The organism is Saccharopolyspora sp. NPDC050389 (genome assembly GCF_040655595.1).
Lineage (GTDB): Bacteria > Actinomycetota > Actinomycetes > Mycobacteriales > Pseudonocardiaceae > Saccharopolyspora.
Map to the genome: position 1 here is coordinate 1 of NZ_JBFAKG010000024.1, position 17,864 is coordinate 17,864.

Annotated in this window: 20 protein-coding genes and 1 pseudogene; 12 read left to right on the forward strand and 9 right to left on the reverse strand. The window is 68.9% G+C overall.

Annotated features, from left to right (window positions below):
* Nucleotides 1-519 (reverse strand): annotated as a pseudogene (locus AB0I53_RS17555) (glycosyl transferase); the annotation flags it as partial.
* 330 nt (nt 520-849) lie between these two features.
* Entirely contained in the window at nt 850-1,617 is a 768-nt protein-coding gene (map, locus tag AB0I53_RS17560) for a type I methionyl aminopeptidase (protein ID WP_358603404.1), read from the reverse strand.
* A gap of 57 nt (nt 1,618-1,674) precedes the next feature.
* On the opposite strand from map, the gene AB0I53_RS17565 reads away from it, so the two are divergent.
* The 3 genes from AB0I53_RS17565 to AB0I53_RS17575 all read left to right on the forward strand — a co-directional run bounded on the left by AB0I53_RS17565 (nt 1,675) and on the right by AB0I53_RS17575 (nt 3,690).
* Nucleotides 1,675-1,947 (forward strand): helix-turn-helix transcriptional regulator, encoded by a 273-nt coding sequence (locus tag AB0I53_RS17565; protein ID WP_358603407.1) that lies wholly within the window; start codon nt 1,675-1,677, stop codon nt 1,945-1,947.
* 370 nt (nt 1,948-2,317) lie between these two features.
* Nucleotides 2,318-2,851, forward strand: coding sequence for a hypothetical protein (locus AB0I53_RS17570; protein ID WP_358603410.1), 534 nt, complete (start codon nt 2,318-2,320; stop codon nt 2,849-2,851).
* Nucleotides 2,845-3,690: a hypothetical protein gene (locus AB0I53_RS17575; protein ID WP_358603413.1), complete on the forward strand. Its 846-nt coding sequence runs from the start codon at nt 2,845-2,847 to the stop codon at nt 3,688-3,690. The genes AB0I53_RS17570 and AB0I53_RS17575 overlap by 7 nt, the downstream gene beginning before the upstream one ends.
* A gap of 6 nt (nt 3,691-3,696) precedes the next feature.
* On the opposite strand, the gene AB0I53_RS17580 is transcribed toward AB0I53_RS17575, so the two are convergent.
* Nucleotides 3,697-4,377 (reverse strand): histidine phosphatase family protein, encoded by a 681-nt coding sequence (locus tag AB0I53_RS17580; RefSeq protein ID WP_358603416.1) that lies wholly within the window; start codon nt 4,375-4,377, stop codon nt 3,697-3,699.
* Between the two features lie 107 nt (nt 4,378-4,484).
* Nucleotides 4,485-5,315, reverse strand: a complete 831-nt coding sequence (locus tag AB0I53_RS17585) for an undecaprenyl-diphosphate phosphatase (protein ID WP_358603705.1) — start codon at nt 5,313-5,315, stop codon at nt 4,485-4,487.
* Nucleotides 5,316-5,596: 281 nt separating this feature from the next.
* Here AB0I53_RS17585 and AB0I53_RS17590 point away from each other — a divergent pair, with 281 nt between their 5' ends.
* The 3 genes from AB0I53_RS17590 (at nt 5,597) to AB0I53_RS17600 (ending at nt 7,878) form a co-directional block, all read left to right on the forward strand.
* Nucleotides 5,597-6,580: an aldo/keto reductase gene (locus AB0I53_RS17590; protein ID WP_358603419.1), complete on the forward strand. Its 984-nt coding sequence runs from the start codon at nt 5,597-5,599 to the stop codon at nt 6,578-6,580.
* Nucleotides 6,581-6,682: 102 nt separating this feature from the next.
* Nucleotides 6,683-7,663 (forward strand): hypothetical protein, encoded by a 981-nt coding sequence (locus AB0I53_RS17595; protein ID WP_358603422.1) that lies wholly within the window; start codon nt 6,683-6,685, stop codon nt 7,661-7,663.
* On the forward strand, nt 7,660-7,878 hold the full coding sequence (locus AB0I53_RS17600) for a DUF5703 family protein (protein WP_358603424.1): 219 nt from the start codon (nt 7,660-7,662) through the stop codon (nt 7,876-7,878). The genes AB0I53_RS17595 and AB0I53_RS17600 overlap by 4 nt, the downstream gene beginning before the upstream one ends.
* Nucleotides 7,879-7,927: 49 nt before the next feature.
* Here the strand turns inward: AB0I53_RS17600 and AB0I53_RS17605 are convergent, their stop codons facing one another.
* Nucleotides 7,928-8,977 carry a biotin/lipoate A/B protein ligase family protein gene (locus AB0I53_RS17605; protein ID WP_358603427.1) on the reverse strand — a complete coding sequence of 350 codons (1,050 nt, stop codon included), beginning with the start codon at nt 8,975-8,977 and terminating at the stop codon, nt 7,928-7,930.
* An 84-nt stretch (nt 8,978-9,061) separates the two neighbouring features.
* Between AB0I53_RS17605 and AB0I53_RS17610 the strand changes: the two genes are divergently transcribed.
* From AB0I53_RS17610 to AB0I53_RS17620, 3 genes are all read left to right on the forward strand, one after another.
* Entirely contained in the window at nt 9,062-10,612 is a 1,551-nt protein-coding gene (locus AB0I53_RS17610; protein WP_358603430.1) for a D-aminoacylase, read from the forward strand.
* 210 nt (nt 10,613-10,822) lie between these two features.
* Nucleotides 10,823-10,984, forward strand: coding sequence for a hypothetical protein (locus AB0I53_RS17615; protein ID WP_358603433.1), 162 nt, complete (start codon nt 10,823-10,825; stop codon nt 10,982-10,984).
* A gap of 53 nt (nt 10,985-11,037) precedes the next feature.
* Entirely contained in the window at nt 11,038-12,249 is a 1,212-nt protein-coding gene (locus AB0I53_RS17620; protein WP_358603436.1) for a pyridoxal-phosphate dependent enzyme, read from the forward strand.
* Between the two features lie 9 nt (nt 12,250-12,258).
* Here the strand turns inward: AB0I53_RS17620 and AB0I53_RS17625 are convergent, their stop codons facing one another.
* Together AB0I53_RS17625 and AB0I53_RS17630 are read right to left on the reverse strand one after the other, a co-directional pair.
* Nucleotides 12,259-12,774, reverse strand: coding sequence for a GNAT family N-acetyltransferase (locus tag AB0I53_RS17625; protein WP_358603438.1), 516 nt, complete (start codon nt 12,772-12,774; stop codon nt 12,259-12,261).
* 134 nt (nt 12,775-12,908) lie between these two features.
* On the reverse strand, nt 12,909-13,424 hold the full coding sequence (locus AB0I53_RS17630; protein WP_358603441.1) for a GNAT family N-acetyltransferase: 516 nt from the start codon (nt 13,422-13,424) through the stop codon (nt 12,909-12,911).
* 210 nt (nt 13,425-13,634) lie between these two features.
* Between AB0I53_RS17630 and AB0I53_RS17635 the strand changes: the two genes are divergently transcribed.
* Nucleotides 13,635-14,594, forward strand: a complete 960-nt coding sequence (locus AB0I53_RS17635) for an LLM class F420-dependent oxidoreductase (protein ID WP_358603444.1) — start codon at nt 13,635-13,637, stop codon at nt 14,592-14,594.
* Nucleotides 14,595-14,750: 156 nt separating this feature from the next.
* On the opposite strand, the gene AB0I53_RS17640 is transcribed toward AB0I53_RS17635, so the two are convergent.
* Complete coding sequence (locus tag AB0I53_RS17640) at nt 14,751-15,494, reverse strand: TetR family transcriptional regulator (RefSeq protein WP_358603447.1); 744 nt, start codon at nt 15,492-15,494, stop codon at nt 14,751-14,753.
* A gap of 134 nt (nt 15,495-15,628) precedes the next feature.
* Here AB0I53_RS17640 and AB0I53_RS17645 point away from each other — a divergent pair, with 134 nt between their 5' ends.
* Both AB0I53_RS17645 and AB0I53_RS17650 read left to right on the forward strand, forming a co-directional pair.
* The gene (locus tag AB0I53_RS17645) at nt 15,629-16,786 is read left to right on the forward strand and encodes an acyl-CoA dehydrogenase (RefSeq protein ID WP_358603450.1); all 1,158 of its coding nucleotides are present in this window, start codon (nt 15,629-15,631) and stop codon (nt 16,784-16,786) included.
* A 142-nt stretch (nt 16,787-16,928) separates the two neighbouring features.
* On the forward strand, nt 16,929-17,360 hold the full coding sequence (locus tag AB0I53_RS17650) for a DoxX family protein (RefSeq protein WP_358603453.1): 432 nt from the start codon (nt 16,929-16,931) through the stop codon (nt 17,358-17,360).
* Between the two features lie 3 nt (nt 17,361-17,363).
* On the opposite strand, the gene AB0I53_RS17655 is transcribed toward AB0I53_RS17650, so the two are convergent.
* On the reverse strand, nt 17,364-17,837 hold the full coding sequence (locus AB0I53_RS17655) for a DUF1232 domain-containing protein (protein WP_358603456.1): 474 nt from the start codon (nt 17,835-17,837) through the stop codon (nt 17,364-17,366).
* Nucleotides 17,838-17,864 lie beyond the last annotated feature (27 nt).

Below are 17,864 nucleotides of genomic sequence, written 5' to 3' on the forward strand. Positions count from 1 at the left end.
TTCGGCACGGACACCGAACTCGGCGCCGATCTGTTGGATCCGCTGGCCGAATTCGGCGAAGGCCTCGGCGGAGAACTCGGCGTCGTCGGAGGCGACGGTGTCGAGGAGGGAGAATTTCTCGTTGGCGGCGAAGCTGGGCACCAATGCGATCAGCGGGATGCCGAGGTCGTCGGCGAGCATGCGCCCGATGGGACTCATGATGTCGACGCAGACGGCGTCCGGCGGGTCGGCGCGGAAGTGCTCGCGCAGCGGCGGGAAGCTGTTCTTGATGTCGTCGATGAAGAACTGCATCAACCTCCCCACCGGGGGCGGGCCTGTTTGCGACTGGGGCGGTACTTCCGGCACGTCGGTGGGCAGTTCGACGACGTCGGCGCCGGTGGCTTCCACGGCCGGGACCATCTTCGGGCCGGTGGCGTAGCTGACCCGGTGGCCGCGGCGCAGCAGTTCGGTCACCAGGGGCAGGGTCGGGTTGATGTGGCCGGCAGCGGGCATGCTGATGAACGCGAAATGCTTTTTCATGATCCCTCGTACTGGACTTGCGCGTTTTGCGCGGGGCTCACCGTCCAGTATCCGGATCTGTTCCGGCGGCGGCATGTGGCGTTGATCATCACCGTTTTCGCCTATTCCGGGCAAAAGGTGTCCGAGTCCGGATCGGGAAGGCTGCGCGCGCCACGAAGGAATTGTGCCCGGCATCGGTCGTTCGTCGTAATTCCCGGCGCGCCACCGTTTTCACCGGAGCCCGGCCTCGGGCTTCTTCGCGCTATGCGGTGTCGGCGCCTGTTGTTCCACGAGCCCCGGGCGGCCCGGAAAAGCTCCGGAACCACCCGGTTTCGCGTTGTTCTTCGGGAATCAGAGCTGGGTGAGCACGAGTGGGCCGTCGTCGGTGATGGCGATGGTGTGCTCGACGTGGGCGGCGCGGCCGCCGTCGCCAGTGAGCACGGTCCAGCCGTCCTCGGCGGTGCGGATGTCGTCGCTGCCGCCGGCGAGGAACATCGGCTCGATGGCCAGGACCAGTCCGGGGCGCAGCGGGGTGCCGCGGCCGGCGGGGCCGTCGTTGGGCACGAACGGGGCTTCGTGCATGTCGCGGCCGACGCCGTGGCCGCCGAGGGTGTCGGGGATGCCGTAGCCGGCGCTGCGCCCGACGACGCCGATGGAGCGGGAGATGTCGCCGATGCGGGCTCCGGGCCGGGCTGCGGCGATGCCGTCGGCGAGGGCCTGCGCGGTGGTCTCGGTCAGCAGGGTGTCCTCGGGGCGGGCGGTGCCGACGCTGAAGGTGATGGCCGCGTCGCCGACCCAGCCCTGCAGGCGGGCTCCGCAGTCGATGCTGACGAGGTCGCCGTCGGCGAGTCGCTGCCCGTTGGGGATGCCGTGCACGATCGCGTCGTTGACCGAGGCGCAGATGGTGCCGGGGAACGGGGTGGGCGCCCAGTTGGGCCGGTAGCCGAGGAACACCGGTTGCGCGCCGGCTTCGGTGATCGTGGTGTGCGCGAGCTCGTCGAGTTCGCGCAGCGTGATGCCGGTGGTGGCGTGCTCGCGGACGGCTTGCAGCGCTTGGGCCACGATGCGGCCGGCTTCGCGCAGTGCGTCGATCTCGGCGGTTGTCTTCAGTTCGATCACGTGCGTCTCTCCCACACCACTGGACCCAATAACTATACCGATATTAGTATCACGGCCATGGTGCGTGTGCCGCTGAACGAGCACGAACGGCAACGAGGCGAACTGCTCGGCCAGGCGCTGCGGGAGGCCCGCGGTGCGCGCAGCATGGTCGAGATCGCCGCGGCGTCCGGGATTTCCACCGAGACCCTCCGCAAGATCGAGAAGGGCCGCATCCCCACGCCGGCGTTCTTCACCGTCGCGGCCGTGGCCGACGCGGTGGGGCTGTCGCTGGACGAGCTGCGCAAGGACGTTGCGGCGACACAGGAAGCGCAACAGCGCATGCCGGCGTGACCCGGATCAGGCGGCCGCACCCCGGACGAGACCGGCCGGCATAACTGCTCCTTAAGCCCGGTTGAAAACAGCCGGTGACGCGGACCGCCCGGGAATCCCGGCGGCGGTCCGCTTCGGACAGTCCACATCGGACACTCGCATGGCGACCCTTCGTGTCCGCGCATGCGTTTTCAGTTGATCCAGCCACGCTCTCCGAATGCTGCGATGGAGATCACAAGCGGGCTCCTGCGGTGTGCGTACGCTCCGGCAACCGATCGGTAACCCACCGGACGCGCGGAAGTTCCGACACGAATTCATGACGAATTCGCTACGATTCGCCGGCCGGGTCGGGGACAGGACACAACCGGCACAACACGAACGGAGTGACCAGTTGCCCGCCGAGCACCCCGACCCGTTGCGCCGCTGGTGGTGGCGGACCCCGCTGACGGCACGCCTGCTGCCCGCCGTCGCGCTGCTGACCGCGACCGGCGCCGGCGCCCTCAGCGCCCTGCCGGCCGGCAGCCAGGACCTCGCCGCAGTTCCGCAGCCCCCGCGCGCCCCCATCGACTACGTCGCGCCGACCACCACCACGGAGGTCACCACGACCACCACGGCCGCGGAAACCACCGAACCGGAACCGGTCGCACCCCCGACGACCAGCAGCAGCCAGAAACAACCCACCACCACGGCGGCACCGGTCACCACGACCAGCAGCCGCCCGCAACCCACCCGCACGCCCACGCCCCCGGGCTGGGACCACGGCCGGCCCACCACCACCTCCACCGGCGACGACGACTGGGTCCCGGAAGTCACCGAAGGCGAACGCTGCCCCCGCGAAGGCGACGTCGGCCGAACCTCCTCAGGTGCCGCCGCCAGCTGCGAACGCGACGATCACGGCAAGCTGAGGTGGACCACGCAATGGTGAACAACCCCGACAAAACCCCCGCCACCGACCGCCATCACGCCAGCGCCCTGCGCATCCTCGAAAACGGTCCCCACGCCCCGCAATGCCCTCACGGGCACGGCCCGCTGACCACCATCACCGACCACACCGCCCCCACCGGCGTGGCGATGGCCTGCCCGGAATGCGGGCAACGCCGCGGCATGGAGATCACGATGCTGCGCACCCTGCTCAACCCCGAGAACGCCGACTTCGACCAGCCGCTGACGACGACCCCCACCGGCCCCACTGAGCCCACCGACAACCCGTCGCTGACCGCCACCACCGAAATCCCCCGGGTGCGGCCAGAAGACACCGCCCGCGAACCACTGGGCAAGATCACCCCGGCACACATCCGCGACGACCACGCCGACAGCGACGAAGCGGACCTCGACGACGTCCCGCCGCCGCCCCGCGGCCAGCAACCCGACGGCACCATCCGCACCACCGGCTGGCTCCAGCTGGGCCGCCGGCCGATCAGCTCCGGGCTATGGGCCGTACTCGCCGGCGCCGCACTCGGCCTCGCGCTGATCGACCTGAACACCTGGCTGCCGCTGATCCTGCCCGCCGCCGCCTACGCCACCTGGTTCGCCACCATCCGCTGGATCCGGCCCGCCTCGGCCGCCACCAACCTCGAACTCCTCCACGCCGACGAACTCCTGCCCGGCGACGCCATCCGCATCTACGGCCCGATCGGGCCGGTCGGCATCGTCGACCAGGTCACTCCTGCCACAAATCAGCAGGTCCTCGTCCGCTTCACCGGCGGCACCCAGCGTTTCCTGCCCGAAGACGCCCGCTGCCACCTCGTCGCACTGCGCAACTAGCGCCGATCAGCGCGCCGCGCCGCCCGTGGTCCCGCCCACGACCGCATCCGACTTCGCCGCATCCGCCGGCGGCACCAACCCCGACACATCCCCACCGGTGTCGTTGACCTTCAACACGAACGGCCGCGTCTCGGTGTAGCGCACCACGCTCACCGAACACGGATCCACCACGATCCGCTGGAACCCATCCAGGTGCAGCCCCAACGCATCCGCCAACACCGACTTGATCACGTCACCATGCGTGCAGGCCAACCACACCGCATCCGCACCGAACCGGCGATCATGCGCCCGCACCGCGGCCACCGACCGCGCCTGCACCTGCGCCAACCCCTCACCGCCCGGGAACACCGCCGCCGACGGATGCTGCTGCACGACCTTCCACAGCGGCTCCCCGGTCAACTCGCTGATCTTCCGCCCGGTCCACTCGCCGTAATCGACCTCGGCCAGATCCGGCTCCACCACCGGCGAAAGCCCCCGCTGCGCGGCCAACCCCGCCACGGTCTCCCGGCACCGCTGCAACGGCGACACCACGATCCCGGCCAGCGGAACCCCCGCCAACCGGTCCACCAGGCCGGCCGCCTGGCCCACCCCGGTCTCGTCCAACCCGACACCGGGCGAACGCCCCGCCAACGTACCGGCACCATTGGCCGCCGACCGCGCATGCCGCAACAGGATGAGAGTCGCCACGCTCGCCGACTGTAGGCCCCACCCCGACACCACCCACCACAACCCCCGGCAAAAAGAAAACGCGGCCCGCACCCGACGGTGCCGACCGCGCCTCCCCGATCACCGGATCACGGCTGCATGATGCCGAAACCCAACAACCCGAACACCAACAAACCCAACGCGATCCGGTACCACACGAACAAGTACACGCTGTGCCGCTCCACGAACCGCAACAACCAGGCGATCACCGCATACCCGATGACCCCGGCCACCACAGTCGCCACGATCATCTGCGCCGCCGACGGCTGCAACCCGTACGGACTCGGCTCGAACACGTGCGGAATCTCCGACAACCCCGCCGCGAACACCGCCGGAATCGCCAGCAAGAACGAGAACCGCACCGCCGTCGGCCGATCCAGCCCCAACGACAAACCCGCCGTGATCGTGCCGCCCGACCGCGACACACCCGGGATCAACGCCAACGCCTGCGCGAAACCCATCACCACACCATCGCTCAACCGCAACCGGTCCTGCGACCGCTGCTGCTGACCGAACCGCTCCGCCAACCCCATCAGCACACCGAACACGATCAACGTCGTACCCGTGATCCACAGGCTCCGGAACGTCGACCGGATGAAGTCCTGAAACAGGAACCCCAGCACACCGATCGGCAAACTACCGACGATCACATACCAGGCCAACCGGTAATCCTGCGTCCGCCGCACCTCGGCGTTCACCAAACCCCGGAACCACACCGCCACCAACCGAACGATGTCCTTCGCGAAGAAGATCACCACCGCCAACTCGGTACCGATCTGCGTCACCGCCGTGAACGACGCACCCGCGTCGTCACCGAAGAACAACTTCGACACGATCGACAGATGACCGGACGAAGAAATCGGAAGGAACTCCGTGAGCCCCTGGACCACGGCCAACACCATGGCCTGCAACCACGACAACGAAACCCACTCCAGCACGATCACGAAAACTCTTGTGCGCCCACCGGCCACCGGCCGCCAAGCCCGGAGCCCAAATCTTGCAGCATTCCCACCACCCGCCCACCCCCACCCCGCAGAACCCACATCCCACCAGGTCAGCGAACGACTGATCACAGCGCGCAACGAACAAACCCGGCACCCACCGGCACCACCACGCGAACTGTGATCCGGAACACCCAGAACCAGACCCGCCGCTGCAGCCTCACCGACCACAACCGCCACAGGCAATACCCTCACCCACCGTGGAACACCGACAACTCGGCCGCAGCGGCCTCCGCGTCTCCCGACTCGCCCTCGGCACCATGACCTGGGGACTCGACACCGACGCCGACGAAGCCGCCGAGCAACTGTCCACCTTCCACGAAGCCGGCGGCACCCTCATCGACACCGCCGACGTCTACCAAGACGGCCACACCGAAGAAATCCTCGGCGACCTCCTCACCACCCGGCTCCCCCGCGACGAAATCGTCCTCGCCACCAAAGCCGTCGCCCGCCGCAAACCCGGCCCCTTCGGCGGCGGCGCCTCCCGCGGCGCCCTCCTCACCGCCCTCGACGGCTCACTCCGCCGCCTCCGCACCGACCACGTCGACCTCTGGCAACTCCACGCCTGGGACCCCGCCGTCCCCCTCGACGAAACCCTCTCCGCCATCGACACCGCCATCACCAGCGGCCGCGCCCGCTACGCCGGCATCTCCAACTACGCAGGCTGGCAACTCGCCACCGCCGCCACCCACCAAAACGCCCACCCCACCCGCACCTCCCTCATCGCCACCCAAGTCGAATACTCACTCCTCGAACGCGGCATCGAACGCGAAGTCACCCCCGCCGCCGAACACCACGGCCTCGGCCTCCTCGCCTGGGCACCACTCGGCCGCGGCGTCCTCACCGGCAAATACCGCAACGCCACCCCACCCGACTCCCGCGGCGCCACCAACCACCTCGGCAGCTACGTCGAACACCACCGCACCGAACGCGCCGCCCGCATCGTCCACGCCGTCCTCACCGCCGCCGAAGGCCTCGGCACCTCACCCGTCCACGTCGCCCTCGCCTGGGTCCGCGACCGCCCCGGCGTCACCGCACCCATCCTCGGCGCCCGCACCAACACCCAACTCAAAACCGCCCTCGACGCCGAAGACCTCACCCTCCCCCCAGCCATCCGCGCCGCCCTCGACGACATCAGCGCACCCGACAAGAGCTACCCCGAACGCAACCCCGCCCAGCCCTGACAACCCCGGGCCAACCACCACCCAACCGACTGAATCAGGGATGCTGGAGCCACCAACACGCACCGCAACCCGCGGGGCACGCGGCACCAAGGAGGACCCCCGTTGCGTCGGCTGGCCATCATCTGCCTCTCCGCAGCCCTGCTCACCGGCTGCGGAATGGACACCACCAGCGACCCTCTCCAGGTCACCGACACCCTCGCCGCCGCAACACCCGCCACCGCACCCCCCGCAACAACCCCACCAGCAGGAACGGTCCACCCCGCACCCCCCGTGCAACACACCGCCTACGACCGCGACACCCACACCCTCGTGCTCGCCAGCGGCCCCGACCTCACCCTCGTGGACCCGCGCACCAACACCCAGCGCACCCTCACCCTCCCCAGCGCCCCCGCCACCCTGCGCACCGACCGCGGCCAACTCACCGCCGCACTCCCCGACACCAACCTCATCACCCGCATCGACCTGCGCACCGCCACCGCACAACCCACCCAGATCCCCGGCGGCCCGGTCGACGCCATCGACCTCGACGGCAACCGAACAGCCGTCATCCTCCGCGACACCGCCACCGTCACCGTCCTCCAAAACGGCAACCCCACCGCCACCACCGAAAAATTCCAAGGCCCAGCACAACTGCTGCCCACCCACGGCGGCATCGCAGTCCTCGACCGCCTCACCACCGCGATCACCCCCATCGACCCCGCAACCGGCACCAAAGGCGCCGGCCTACGCGCCGGACAAGGCGCCACCAACGCCATCACCGACCGCTACGGCCGCATCATCACCATCGACACCCGCGGCCAAGAACTCCTCGCCTTCAGCACCGACCCGCTGATCATGAAACAGCGCTACCCCGTCCCAGGCGCCCCCTACGGCCTCGCCTACGACCCCACCCGCGACCTAGCCTGGGTAACGCTGACCGCAACCAACGAACTCGTCGGCTACGACATCACCGGCGGCGAACCCCAAGAACGCCACCGGCTGCCCACCATCACCCAACCCAACTCGGTCGCAGTCGACCCAGACACCGGAGACATCTACATCGCCTCCGCCAACGGCGCCGGATACCAGGTGGTGAGAGTGTGAACGCAGAAGGAACCGATACCGAAACCGACTGGGAATACCAGCCGCTGCGCCTCCCACCAGGCGTCACCCGCTGGAGCGCAGCGACCCAACTCAGCATCCACGCCGAATTCTCCGGCTGGGAACTCTCCCGGGTACTCCTCTACTCCGACGGAACCCGCAAGATCTGGCTACGCCGCCGCCGAACCACCCCCGGCGTACCTGGCCTGCTCACCTGACGCGGCCACAACCACCACCTGAACCCGGCACACCGGCTCAGGCAGCCGCTCACGGCACCCGCAGCAACCACTCCCGCGTCGCGAACTTCGACTCGATCAACTCGCGCGCCCGCGCCCGCTCACCTTCCGAAACCGGGCCATCCGACAACCCGAACCGCCGGCGGAACCCCTCGATCAACCGCTCGATGATCACCTCACGAGCCAACCCCGTCTGCCGCCGCAACGGATCCACCCGCTTCTTCGCGCTCGTGATCCCCTTGTCGGACAACTTCTCCTTCCCCACCCGCAACACCTCACCCATCTTGTCCGCATCGATGCTGTAAGACATCGTCACGTGGTGCAGCACCGCACCCGACACCAACCGCTTCTGCGCCGCACCACCGATCTTCCCGCCATCCGAGGCGATGTCGTTCAACGGCTGGTACCACACGTTCAACCCCAAATCCCGCAACACACCCAGCACCCAGTCGTCCAAGAACGCGTACGACTCCGCGAACGTCATCCCCGCCACCAACGAACCCGGCGCGTACAACGAATACGTCACCGTGTTCCCCGGCTCCACGAACATCGCCCCACCACCGGTGATCCGCCGCACCACCTCAACCCCATGCCGCTGCGCACCCGCCATGTCCACCTCATTGCGCACCGACTGGAAACTCCCGATGATCACCGCCGGCGCCGCCCACTCCCAGAACCGCAACGTCGGCGCACGCCGCCCCGCCGCCACCTCCTCGGCCAACACCTGATCCAACGCCATGTGCATCAACGGCGTCTGCGGCCCATCGTGGATCAACCGCCACTCGTGATCAGCCCAATCCGACGCACGCGTCAACGCCCGCCGCACCGCGACCCCGACCGCCTCCGCATCGAACCCCACCAACCGCGCACCAGCAGGCAGACCACTCCGGATCCGCGCCGCCAACTCCGCACCATCGGCATCCGCCGGCGCACCCGTCAACGCACCGTTGATGTCCTCCAAAGCCTCATCCGGCTCCAAGAAGAAATCCCCGCTCAACCGCACATCGGCCAGCCGACCGTCCACAACGTCCAGATCGACCACGACCAGCTTCCCACCGGGAACCTTGTACTCACCGTGCACCGCGCACCCCTGAAATAGACGCCAACGAACCCGACAACATCACACAACGACCGTTATTCCACCGCACCCGAAAGGCAGGCCCGAGTGACCACCGAACTGCTCACCGGCGCACTCCTCGCCGACGGCACCGGAACACCACTGCGCCCCGCCGAAATCCTCATCCAGGACAACCACATCACCGCCGTCGAACACCCCGGCACCCTCCCCGCCGACACACCCCGACGCGACCTCACCGGACTCGTCCTGGCCCCCGGCTTCATCGACGTCCACTCCCACGCCGACAACGCCCCGCTGCTCACCACCGACGACACCACCAAAATCCTGCAAGGCGTCACCACCGAAATCGTCGGCAACTGCGGCTTCAGCCTCGCACCGCGCAGCACCGGCAACGCCGACACCCTCGCGACCTTCCTGCAACGCCTCTTCCCGCCACTGGACTTCACCTGGACCGGCTTCCACGACCTCTTCGCCGCCACCGACGCCGCCGGCTACGTCACCAACTACTGCCCCCTGATCGGCCACGGCACCCTCCGCATCGCCGCCCTGGGCATGGCAGACACCGCCCCCGACGACAACGCCCTGCGAACCATGCGAACCGCCCTCGAAGAAGGCATGACCGCCGGCGCGTTCGGCCTCTCCAGCGGCCTCATCTACCCACCCGCGGTCTTCTCCACCACCCGCGAACTCACCGCCGTCGCCGAAGCCCTCGGCGGCATCGGCCTCTACGTCACGCACATGCGCGACGAGGGCGACGCCCTGCTCGAATCCATCGACGAGGCACTCCGCATCGGCGCCACCGCGGGACGCACCCACCTGTCCCACCTCAAAGCCACCAAGCCGGAGAACTGGGGCAAGATGCGCCCCGCCCTGGACGAGATCAACCAGGCCCGCGACGCCGGCCACGACGTGGTCCAGGACGTCTACCCCTACACCGCGTCCTCGACGATGCTCACCGCCGTGCTGCCCACCCGGTACCTCGCCGGCACCGCCGAACAAACCCTCGCCCGCCTGCGCAGCAGAGCCGGCCGCGACGACCTCGCCGCCACCATCGGCGCGCGGACCGCCTGGGACCGCATCCTCATCGCCACCACCGCCAGCCACCGCTTCGAAGGCCGCACCATCGCCGAGCTCGCCGCGGACGACGGCATCGAACCCGTGGACGCGTTGATCGAGGTGCTGGTCGAGGAGCAGCTCCGCGTCGCGATGATCAACTTCTCGATGCACGAGGACGACCTCGAACTGGCCATGGCCGACCCGCACACCATGATCGGCTCCGACGGTCTGCCGCCCGGCACCGGCGGCAGACCGCACCCGCGGCTGACCGGCACCTTCCCCCGGGTGCTCGGCCGCTACACCCGCGAACGCGGCGTCCTGGCCCTGCCCGAAGCGATCCGCCGGATGACCTCGCTGCCCGCCCGGAGCTTCCGCATTCCCGATCGCGGCGTGATCGCCCCCGGCCACGTCGCCGACCTGGTCGCCTTCGACGCCGACGCGGTCACCGACGTCGGCGACTACCAGGACCCGATGCGCCCGCCGGCCGGCATCCCCTGGGTCTGCCAGGCCGGGCGAACCGTCGTCGAAAACGGCGAATACATCGGCCCACGCACCGGAATCCGCCTGACGCCGAAGGCCTGATCGGCGGTCTAGGCGATTTTTGAACGGTTCTTGAGGCGACGTCGTGATCGTAAGTTAATTTCAATTCACACTGATATCATAGAAATTAATATTCTTCGTGGACTCCTCCCGACCGGGCGATTTCCGATCAGCGATCGCGGGTCGCACATGCGATCTCCCAACCCGAGAAGCACCATCAGGCAATCACTTCCGCTTCGAGAGGAGCCGGGCATGACGCTCTCCGACCACTTCGCCGCCCCGCAGCAGCGAATCGACTCCCCCACCCCGGACTTCGGAGAACTCCGTCTGCCCGCCCAGGACCGAGTGGAAACCATCCCCGCCGCGGACTACGACGACCACGACGAAAGCCACCTGATCCGCGGCTACGACTGACCGGAACCCCTCCCCACCCGCACCGCCGATACCGGGCGTTACGCTCCGAAAGCGTGACAACCGATCTCTCCCTGGCCATCGGCCAGCGCTCGATGGGCGACCCGAACATCGCCTATCCGCTGTGGCCGCCGCTGACCGCCGGCTGCCCCACCACGAGCACCGACGAGATCGCCTACCCGGTCGAAGTCGACTACGACTACGACCGGGTAGCGCCGGGGCTGTTCCAGCACGCGATCGGCACCGGCCTGGACCGCTGGGCACCGCTGCTGCCGCCCCTGACCGCCCCGGGACTGGCCGAAGGCGCCACGCCGCTGGTGGAAATCGCCGACGGCGCATTCGTCAAGGACGAATCGCGAAATCCCACCTGGAGCCACAAGGACCGGCTCAACCGCTGCACGGTGAGCGCCGCGCTCGGCGCGGGCGCGAGCGGGATCGTCGTCGCATCGTCCGGCAATCACGGCGCATCCGCCGCCGCGTACGCCGCCCGTGCCGGACTGAAGTGCATCGTGCTCACTTCCGCCGAAACCCCGCCGGCGGTCGCGTCGTTCCTGCGGGCCTACGGCGCGGTCGTGCTGACCGTGCCCACGGAAGCGCGCTGGCCGCTGCTGCGCCGGGTCGTGGCCGAAACGGGCTTCCACCCGGTCAGCAACGTCACGGCGACGCACACCGGCCACGCGTTCGGGCCCGAGGGGTACAAGACCATCGCGTACGAGATCTTCACCGAACTCGGCGTCCCGGCAGCGGTGTTCGCGCCCACCGGATACGGCGAGCTGCTCTTCGGCGTGTGGAAGGGATTCGCCGAACTGGCACGCCTCGGCGTGGCAACAACGACGCCCCGGATGTTCGCCTGCGAGCCCGCCGCAGGCGGCCCGCTGGCCCGGTCCATCGCCGAAGGCCGCCCAGCGGCGGAAGTCGAGGTGGCCCAGACCGCCGCCTACGCGATCAGCTCCAGTGTCAGTGGCTACCGGCCGGTGGCGGCGATCCGGGCCAGCCGCGGCCGCGCACTGCTGGTGGACGACTCGGAAATGGCGCGGGCGCAACACGATCTGGCCCGCGCCGGCCTGTGGTACGAGCTCTCCGCGGCCGCTGGGCTGGCCGGCTTCCGGCAGGCGCGGGGCCAGGAAGAATTCGACGGCCCCGTGGTATGCATAGCCACCTCCAGCGGATTCAAGGACATCGGCGTCGGGGCGCAACAGCCCGAACTGATCGATCCGCACTGGGATGTGGTGCGCCGACGCCTGCGGTCAGCCGACATCGCGTGCTGACCGCAGGCGTCAGATGACCCGCTTCCAGACCAGCATCGGACCGTCGGCTAGCTGGATCTCACCCGTGGTCGCGAAGCCCAACTTCTCCGCAACGCGCTGGGACGGCTTGTTGTCGAGGTCGGTCAGGATCACCACGGCGCGCCCGGTCGCTACCCGGTCCGCCCAGTCGACGGCCGCACGCGCCATCTCCGGGGCATATCCACGGCCCCAGTGCTCGGGCCGGAACCGGTAGAACAGATTGAGCGTCGGCTCCTCGGCCACGACATGGTGGCGCAGCCCGCCGAAGCCGACGACCTCACCGGTCTCCGGCAGCACCACCGCCCAGTACCCGATGCCGTCCCGCGCCCAGTGCTCCTGCCACTCCGCCAGCATCTCGGCCGCCTCCGCCGGAGATGGCGGCCCGGCCGGGTTGAAGCGGTTGGTCTCCGGATCGGACAGGATCGCCACGGCGGCCTGCAGGTCCCCGGCAGCGACCTGCCTGAGCAGCAGTCGGTCGGTGCGGATCTCCTCCGGTTTCGCGGTCATGACCGCGACGGTAGCGACGAGGCCCGACAGCCGGGCGAGCCGAGGTCGCTACCGCCTTCGCTCACGGTCACTGGCGACAGCGGGGTCGCCCTGCTCGCAACGCCGGACGCAGCATCCACAGTGGATCATCTCGGTCAGCGGCGGAACTCGTAGATCGCGCTGACGCCGGCGTCCGACGGGTCGTCCGACTCCAGATCTCGCTCCTCGACCAGCTCGAACCCCGCCCGCTCCAGCGCCCGGCAGGACGCCTGGTTGTCCGCCTGCGGCACCGCGACGATCGCGTCGACGTCGTCGTAGAGGTCGAACACCAGCTCCGTGAACGCCGCGATCGCCGCCGGCCCGATGCCGCTTCCACACCGGCCGGGCATCCCGATCAGGTAATCGACGCCCGCCGCCGCCGGAATCCCCACGAGCGCGTCCCACTCCGGTTCGTCCGCCATCCGGTAGCACTGGATCATCCCGACCCGCTCGCCTGCCACGTTGATCACGAAGCAGCGCGCCGGATCCGCCCCGTCCACGGCCGGCCCGTACTCCTGCTCCACCAGGTCCGCGGTCGGCTCGGCACCGCGCCACCACTCCCGCACGTGCGGTGCCGACAGCCAGCTCCGCAGCAACCCGAAATCCCGCCGGGACAACGGTTCGAAACGCACCGACCCGACCATTCCCACTCCTCGATTCACGAAAACCATTGCCGAGCAAGGCTAGAGTCGCCCGTCCCTGCTTCCTAGCGGTTTTTCGGACGGGGCAATGCGGTGGCCGGTTAGGATTTATTTCATTAAACACTGAAATGATAGAATTTAATGATAGGGGAAGTTCGCAGAGTGCTGAACCTCTGGTGATCGACCGGAGCATGCCGCAGCATGACCCGCATGACGGACTTCCGCTTCTCCTACAACATCTTCGGCCTGGAATCACCCGCGGCCTTCGCCGAGACCTGCCGCCGCGCCGAGCGGCACGGCTACGACACGGTGTTCGCCGCCGACCACCTCGGCATCGCGTCGCCCTTCCCCACTCTCGTCGCCGCCGCTCAGGCCACCGAACGACTCAAGGTCGGCACCCTCGTGCTCAACGCACCGTTCTGGAATCCCGCGTTGCTGGCCCGCGAGATCGCCACCACCGACATCCTCACCGGCGGCCGCCTGGAAGTCGGTCTCGGCGCCGGCCACATGAAATGGGAGTTCGACGAGGCAGGCATCGAGTGGGAACCGTTCGGCAGGCGCGCCGAACGCCTGCGGGCGACCATCGACGAACTCGGCCGCCTGTTCGCGGCGGACGGCTACGACCAGCAGGCGGCCATGCGCGAGAACCTCGGCATTCCGGTCTCGCGCCCCGTGCAACGCATCGGCTTCGGCGGCTACGGGCCCCCGCTGATCGTCGGCGGCACCGGAGACCGGATCCTGCAGACCGCCGCCGAAACCGCCGACATCATCGGCATCGCCGGGGCCTTCCAGATCAAGGGACAACCGCCGGGAACGCTGCGCATCGGCACGGCGGCAGAAGCCTCCGAACGCGTCCGCTACGCCCGCGAACGCGCGGGCGAACGCGCGGATCGGGTGCAGTGGCACGCCCTGACGCAGTTGGTCGTGATCACCGATGAGCGAACGGCCGCGGCCGAGAAACTGCTGGAGCGGTACGGGTCGATGATGACCGCCGAGGAGCTCCTGGAGACGCCGTTCGCATTCATCGGCAGTGTCGAGCAGATCGCCGATCAAGTGCTGCGCAACCGCGAGCGCTACGGCTTCACCTACTACACCGTGCACGAGCCGTACATGGACGCGTTCGCGCCGGTGATCAAGCGGGTCCGCGCCATCATCGGCTGAGACCCACACAGCGAAAGCATTGCGGTCCAGGCCCCGCTGCTGTGTCGCCGCGCTTCGCTGGAGAAATGTTTCAACTGACACTGAACAAATAGATCTGATCGATCCTCTCGGTCCGTCTCCGACGCATGCTTTCTGACACTGAGTGCCGCAGTCTCGCTAGCGGATGTCCCGCAGCGCCTCTTCAAGATGCTTGAGCACGACACCGGCGGGCGCCGCGGTGCGCACTACGCCGACGACGACGTTCTCCCCCGCCTCGTCGGCGGAACCTTCGCGGCTCCACTGCCCCGACATCGCGACCATTACCTGCTGCAGCGCTTCACGCAGCAGCGCCTTCGCATCCAGCGCTCCCCCGCTCTTCAGCCACTGCCGGAGCACGTGGTTGTGCGCGGCGACCACCGCCGCGGCCACGACCGCGGCACGCAGATCGCCGCCCGGCTCGCCGGCGTACCGGCCGCGCAGGTAGCGCGCGAACACCCGCTGGTAGCGGTCGATGCTGGCGATTTCCTTGTCCCGCAACGCGGAAACCTCACGGGTCAGCTCGAACCGCCTGAGCGACACCTCCGGCTCCGCGAGGTACATCTCCAGCACCACCTCGGCGGTCCGCCCGAGCACCGCCAGCGGATCGGCCGCCGGGTCGGCGGCCTCCAGCAGCTCGACCACCTCGGCCAGCCGCTCGTCGTGGCCGGGGAAGACGACGTCCTCCTTGGACCGGAAGTACCGGAAGAAGGTGCGCCGCCCGACGCCCGCCGCCTCGGCGATCTGGTCCACAGTGGTCGCTTCGAAGCCCTGCTCGCCGAACAGCTCCATCGCGGCCAGCGCCAGGGAGCTGCGCACCCGCCGGCGGCCGTGCGGGGTGCGGCCGGAACGGGTTCTGGGCGCCGGAGTCGCTGCCTCGGACATGGCCGGAATATAGCACCGGCCGCGATTGCTAGTGGCACTCAGTGCCGTTACGATGGCGGACACGAACAGGTGTCCGCTGGCGCGGACCGCGAGGAACTACCCGGCCATGGCGTCGGGGAACTAGGAGGCATCCGGTGGACCCGAGCTTCGGCACCTACCAGCTGGCCGAGGAGCACGAAGCACTGCGCGAGGCGGTGCGTGCCCTGGCCAACAAGGAGATCGCGCCGTACGCGGCCGAGGTCGACGAGCAGGAGCGGTACCCGCGCGAGGCGCGCGACGCGCTCACGAAGGCGGGCTTCGCCGCCGTGCACGTACCGGAGGCCTACGACGGGCAGGGCGCCGACTCCGTCGCCACCTGCATCGTGATCGAGGAGGTCGCCCGGGTGTGCGCCTCGTCGTCGCTGATCCCGGCCGTCAACAAGCTCGGCACCATGCCGATCCTGCTCTCCGCTTCCGAAGAGCTCAAGAAGCAGGTGATGCCCTCGATCGCCAACGGCGAGGCGACCGCGTCCTACGCGCTGTCCGAGCGCGAGGCGGGCTCGGACGCAGCGGCGATGAAGACCCGCGCGCACCTCGACGGCGACCACTGGGTGCTCAACGGCAGCAAGTGCTGGATCACCAACGGCGGCGAATCCAAGTGGTACACCGTGATGGCGGTGACCGACTCGGACAAGGGCGCCAACGGCATCAGCGCGTTCGTGGTGCACGCCGACGACCCCGGATTCGCGGTGGGCCCGAAGGAGAAGAAGCTCGGCATCAAGGGCTCGCCGACCGTGGAGCTGTACTTCGAGGACTGCACCATCCCGGCCGACCGGATCATCGGCGAGCCCGGCACCGGGTTCAAGACCGCGCTGCGCACGCTGGACCACACCCGGCCCACCATCGGCGCCCAGGCCGTCGGCATCGCGCAGGGCGCGCTGGAGCAGGCGCTGGCCTACGTCAAGGAGCGCAAGCAGTTCGGCAAGGCCATCTCCGACTTCCAGGGCGTCCAGTTCATGCTGGCCGACATGGCGATGAAGGTCGAAGCCGCGCGGCACATGGTCTACATCGCCGCGGCCCGCGCCGAGCGCGGCGAGGCGAACCTCGGGTTCATCTCCGCCGCCGCGAAGTGCTTCGCCTCCGACGTGGCCATGGAGGTCACCACCGACGCGGTGCAGCTCTTCGGCGGCGCCGGCTACACCCGGGACTTCCCGGTGGAGCGGATGATGCGCGACGCCAAGATCACCCAGATCTACGAGGGCACCAACCAGATCCAGCGCATGGTGATGGCCCGCTCCCTGCTCAAGGGCTGAGCCACCGGGTTGGGGGCCGACCGCGGCCCCCAACCTCCCTGCCTGGCGAGAACTCCGCCGAGATGACTGCGGCCCGGCCACCCACCAGACTTGAGGTGGGCCCGCGCCGCCAACGGGGTCGACGCAGGACAGGAGGCACGTCATGCACGTCGTTCGTGATTTCTTCGCCTTCATCGGCCGGCTCGGCATCGGGATCATCCTGATCGCGCACGGCTGGCAGAAGGTCGTCGACTACGGGCTGGGCGCAGTCGCGCAGAGCTTCACCAGCATGCAGATCCCGTTCCCGCAGGTGTCCGCCTGGTACGCGGGGCTGGTCGAACTGATCGGCGGCGTGTTCCTGGTCCTCGGACTGCTGCTGCCGCTGGTCGGCGTCCTGGTCGCCATCGACATGGCCGGCGCGGTGCTCCTCGTGCACCTGCCCCACGGCCTGTTCTCCCCCATGGGCTTCGAGTTGCCGCTGGCCATCGGCGTCGCCGCGCTCGCGCTGGGCTTCAACGGCGGCAACTGGTCTCTCGACCACGGCCTCTTCCGCCGCCGTCGCACTCCCGCCGAGCCCGCGCCGACCGCGACCTGAGGACTACTCGGCGTCCGTCTCAGGCCGCTGCTCCCGGGCGGCGAGGAAGTTGCCCGATTCGGCGTACAGGCTGGTCAGCAGCCAGGTGCCGACGCCGATGTCGTCGCCGATGCCCAGCAGCGGCAGGAAGTCCGGGATGAAGTCGATCGGCGAGACCACGTACACCGCGGCCAGCAGCCAGAGCGCGAGCTGGTAGCGCGGCAGCACCGGGTTCCGGCCCCGCGCGGTGGAGACGACCATCGACGGAACCGCGCGGGCCCTCCGCAGCGGACCGCCCACCGGCGCCACCCGGTGCGCACGGACAGCCGCCCGCAGCGGGAGCCGACGGCGAGCCGCAGCGACCGTTCCGGCCAAGAGCATCCCGATACCGGCGGCGATCAGGCCGACCGGCAGCAGCCAGCCGCCCACCATGTCCCCGCCGGTGACGATCGCCACGACCACCCCGGCCACCAGCAACAGCCCGCCGATCACGATCATCGCTGCGCCTCCCCCGTCCACGTCGGT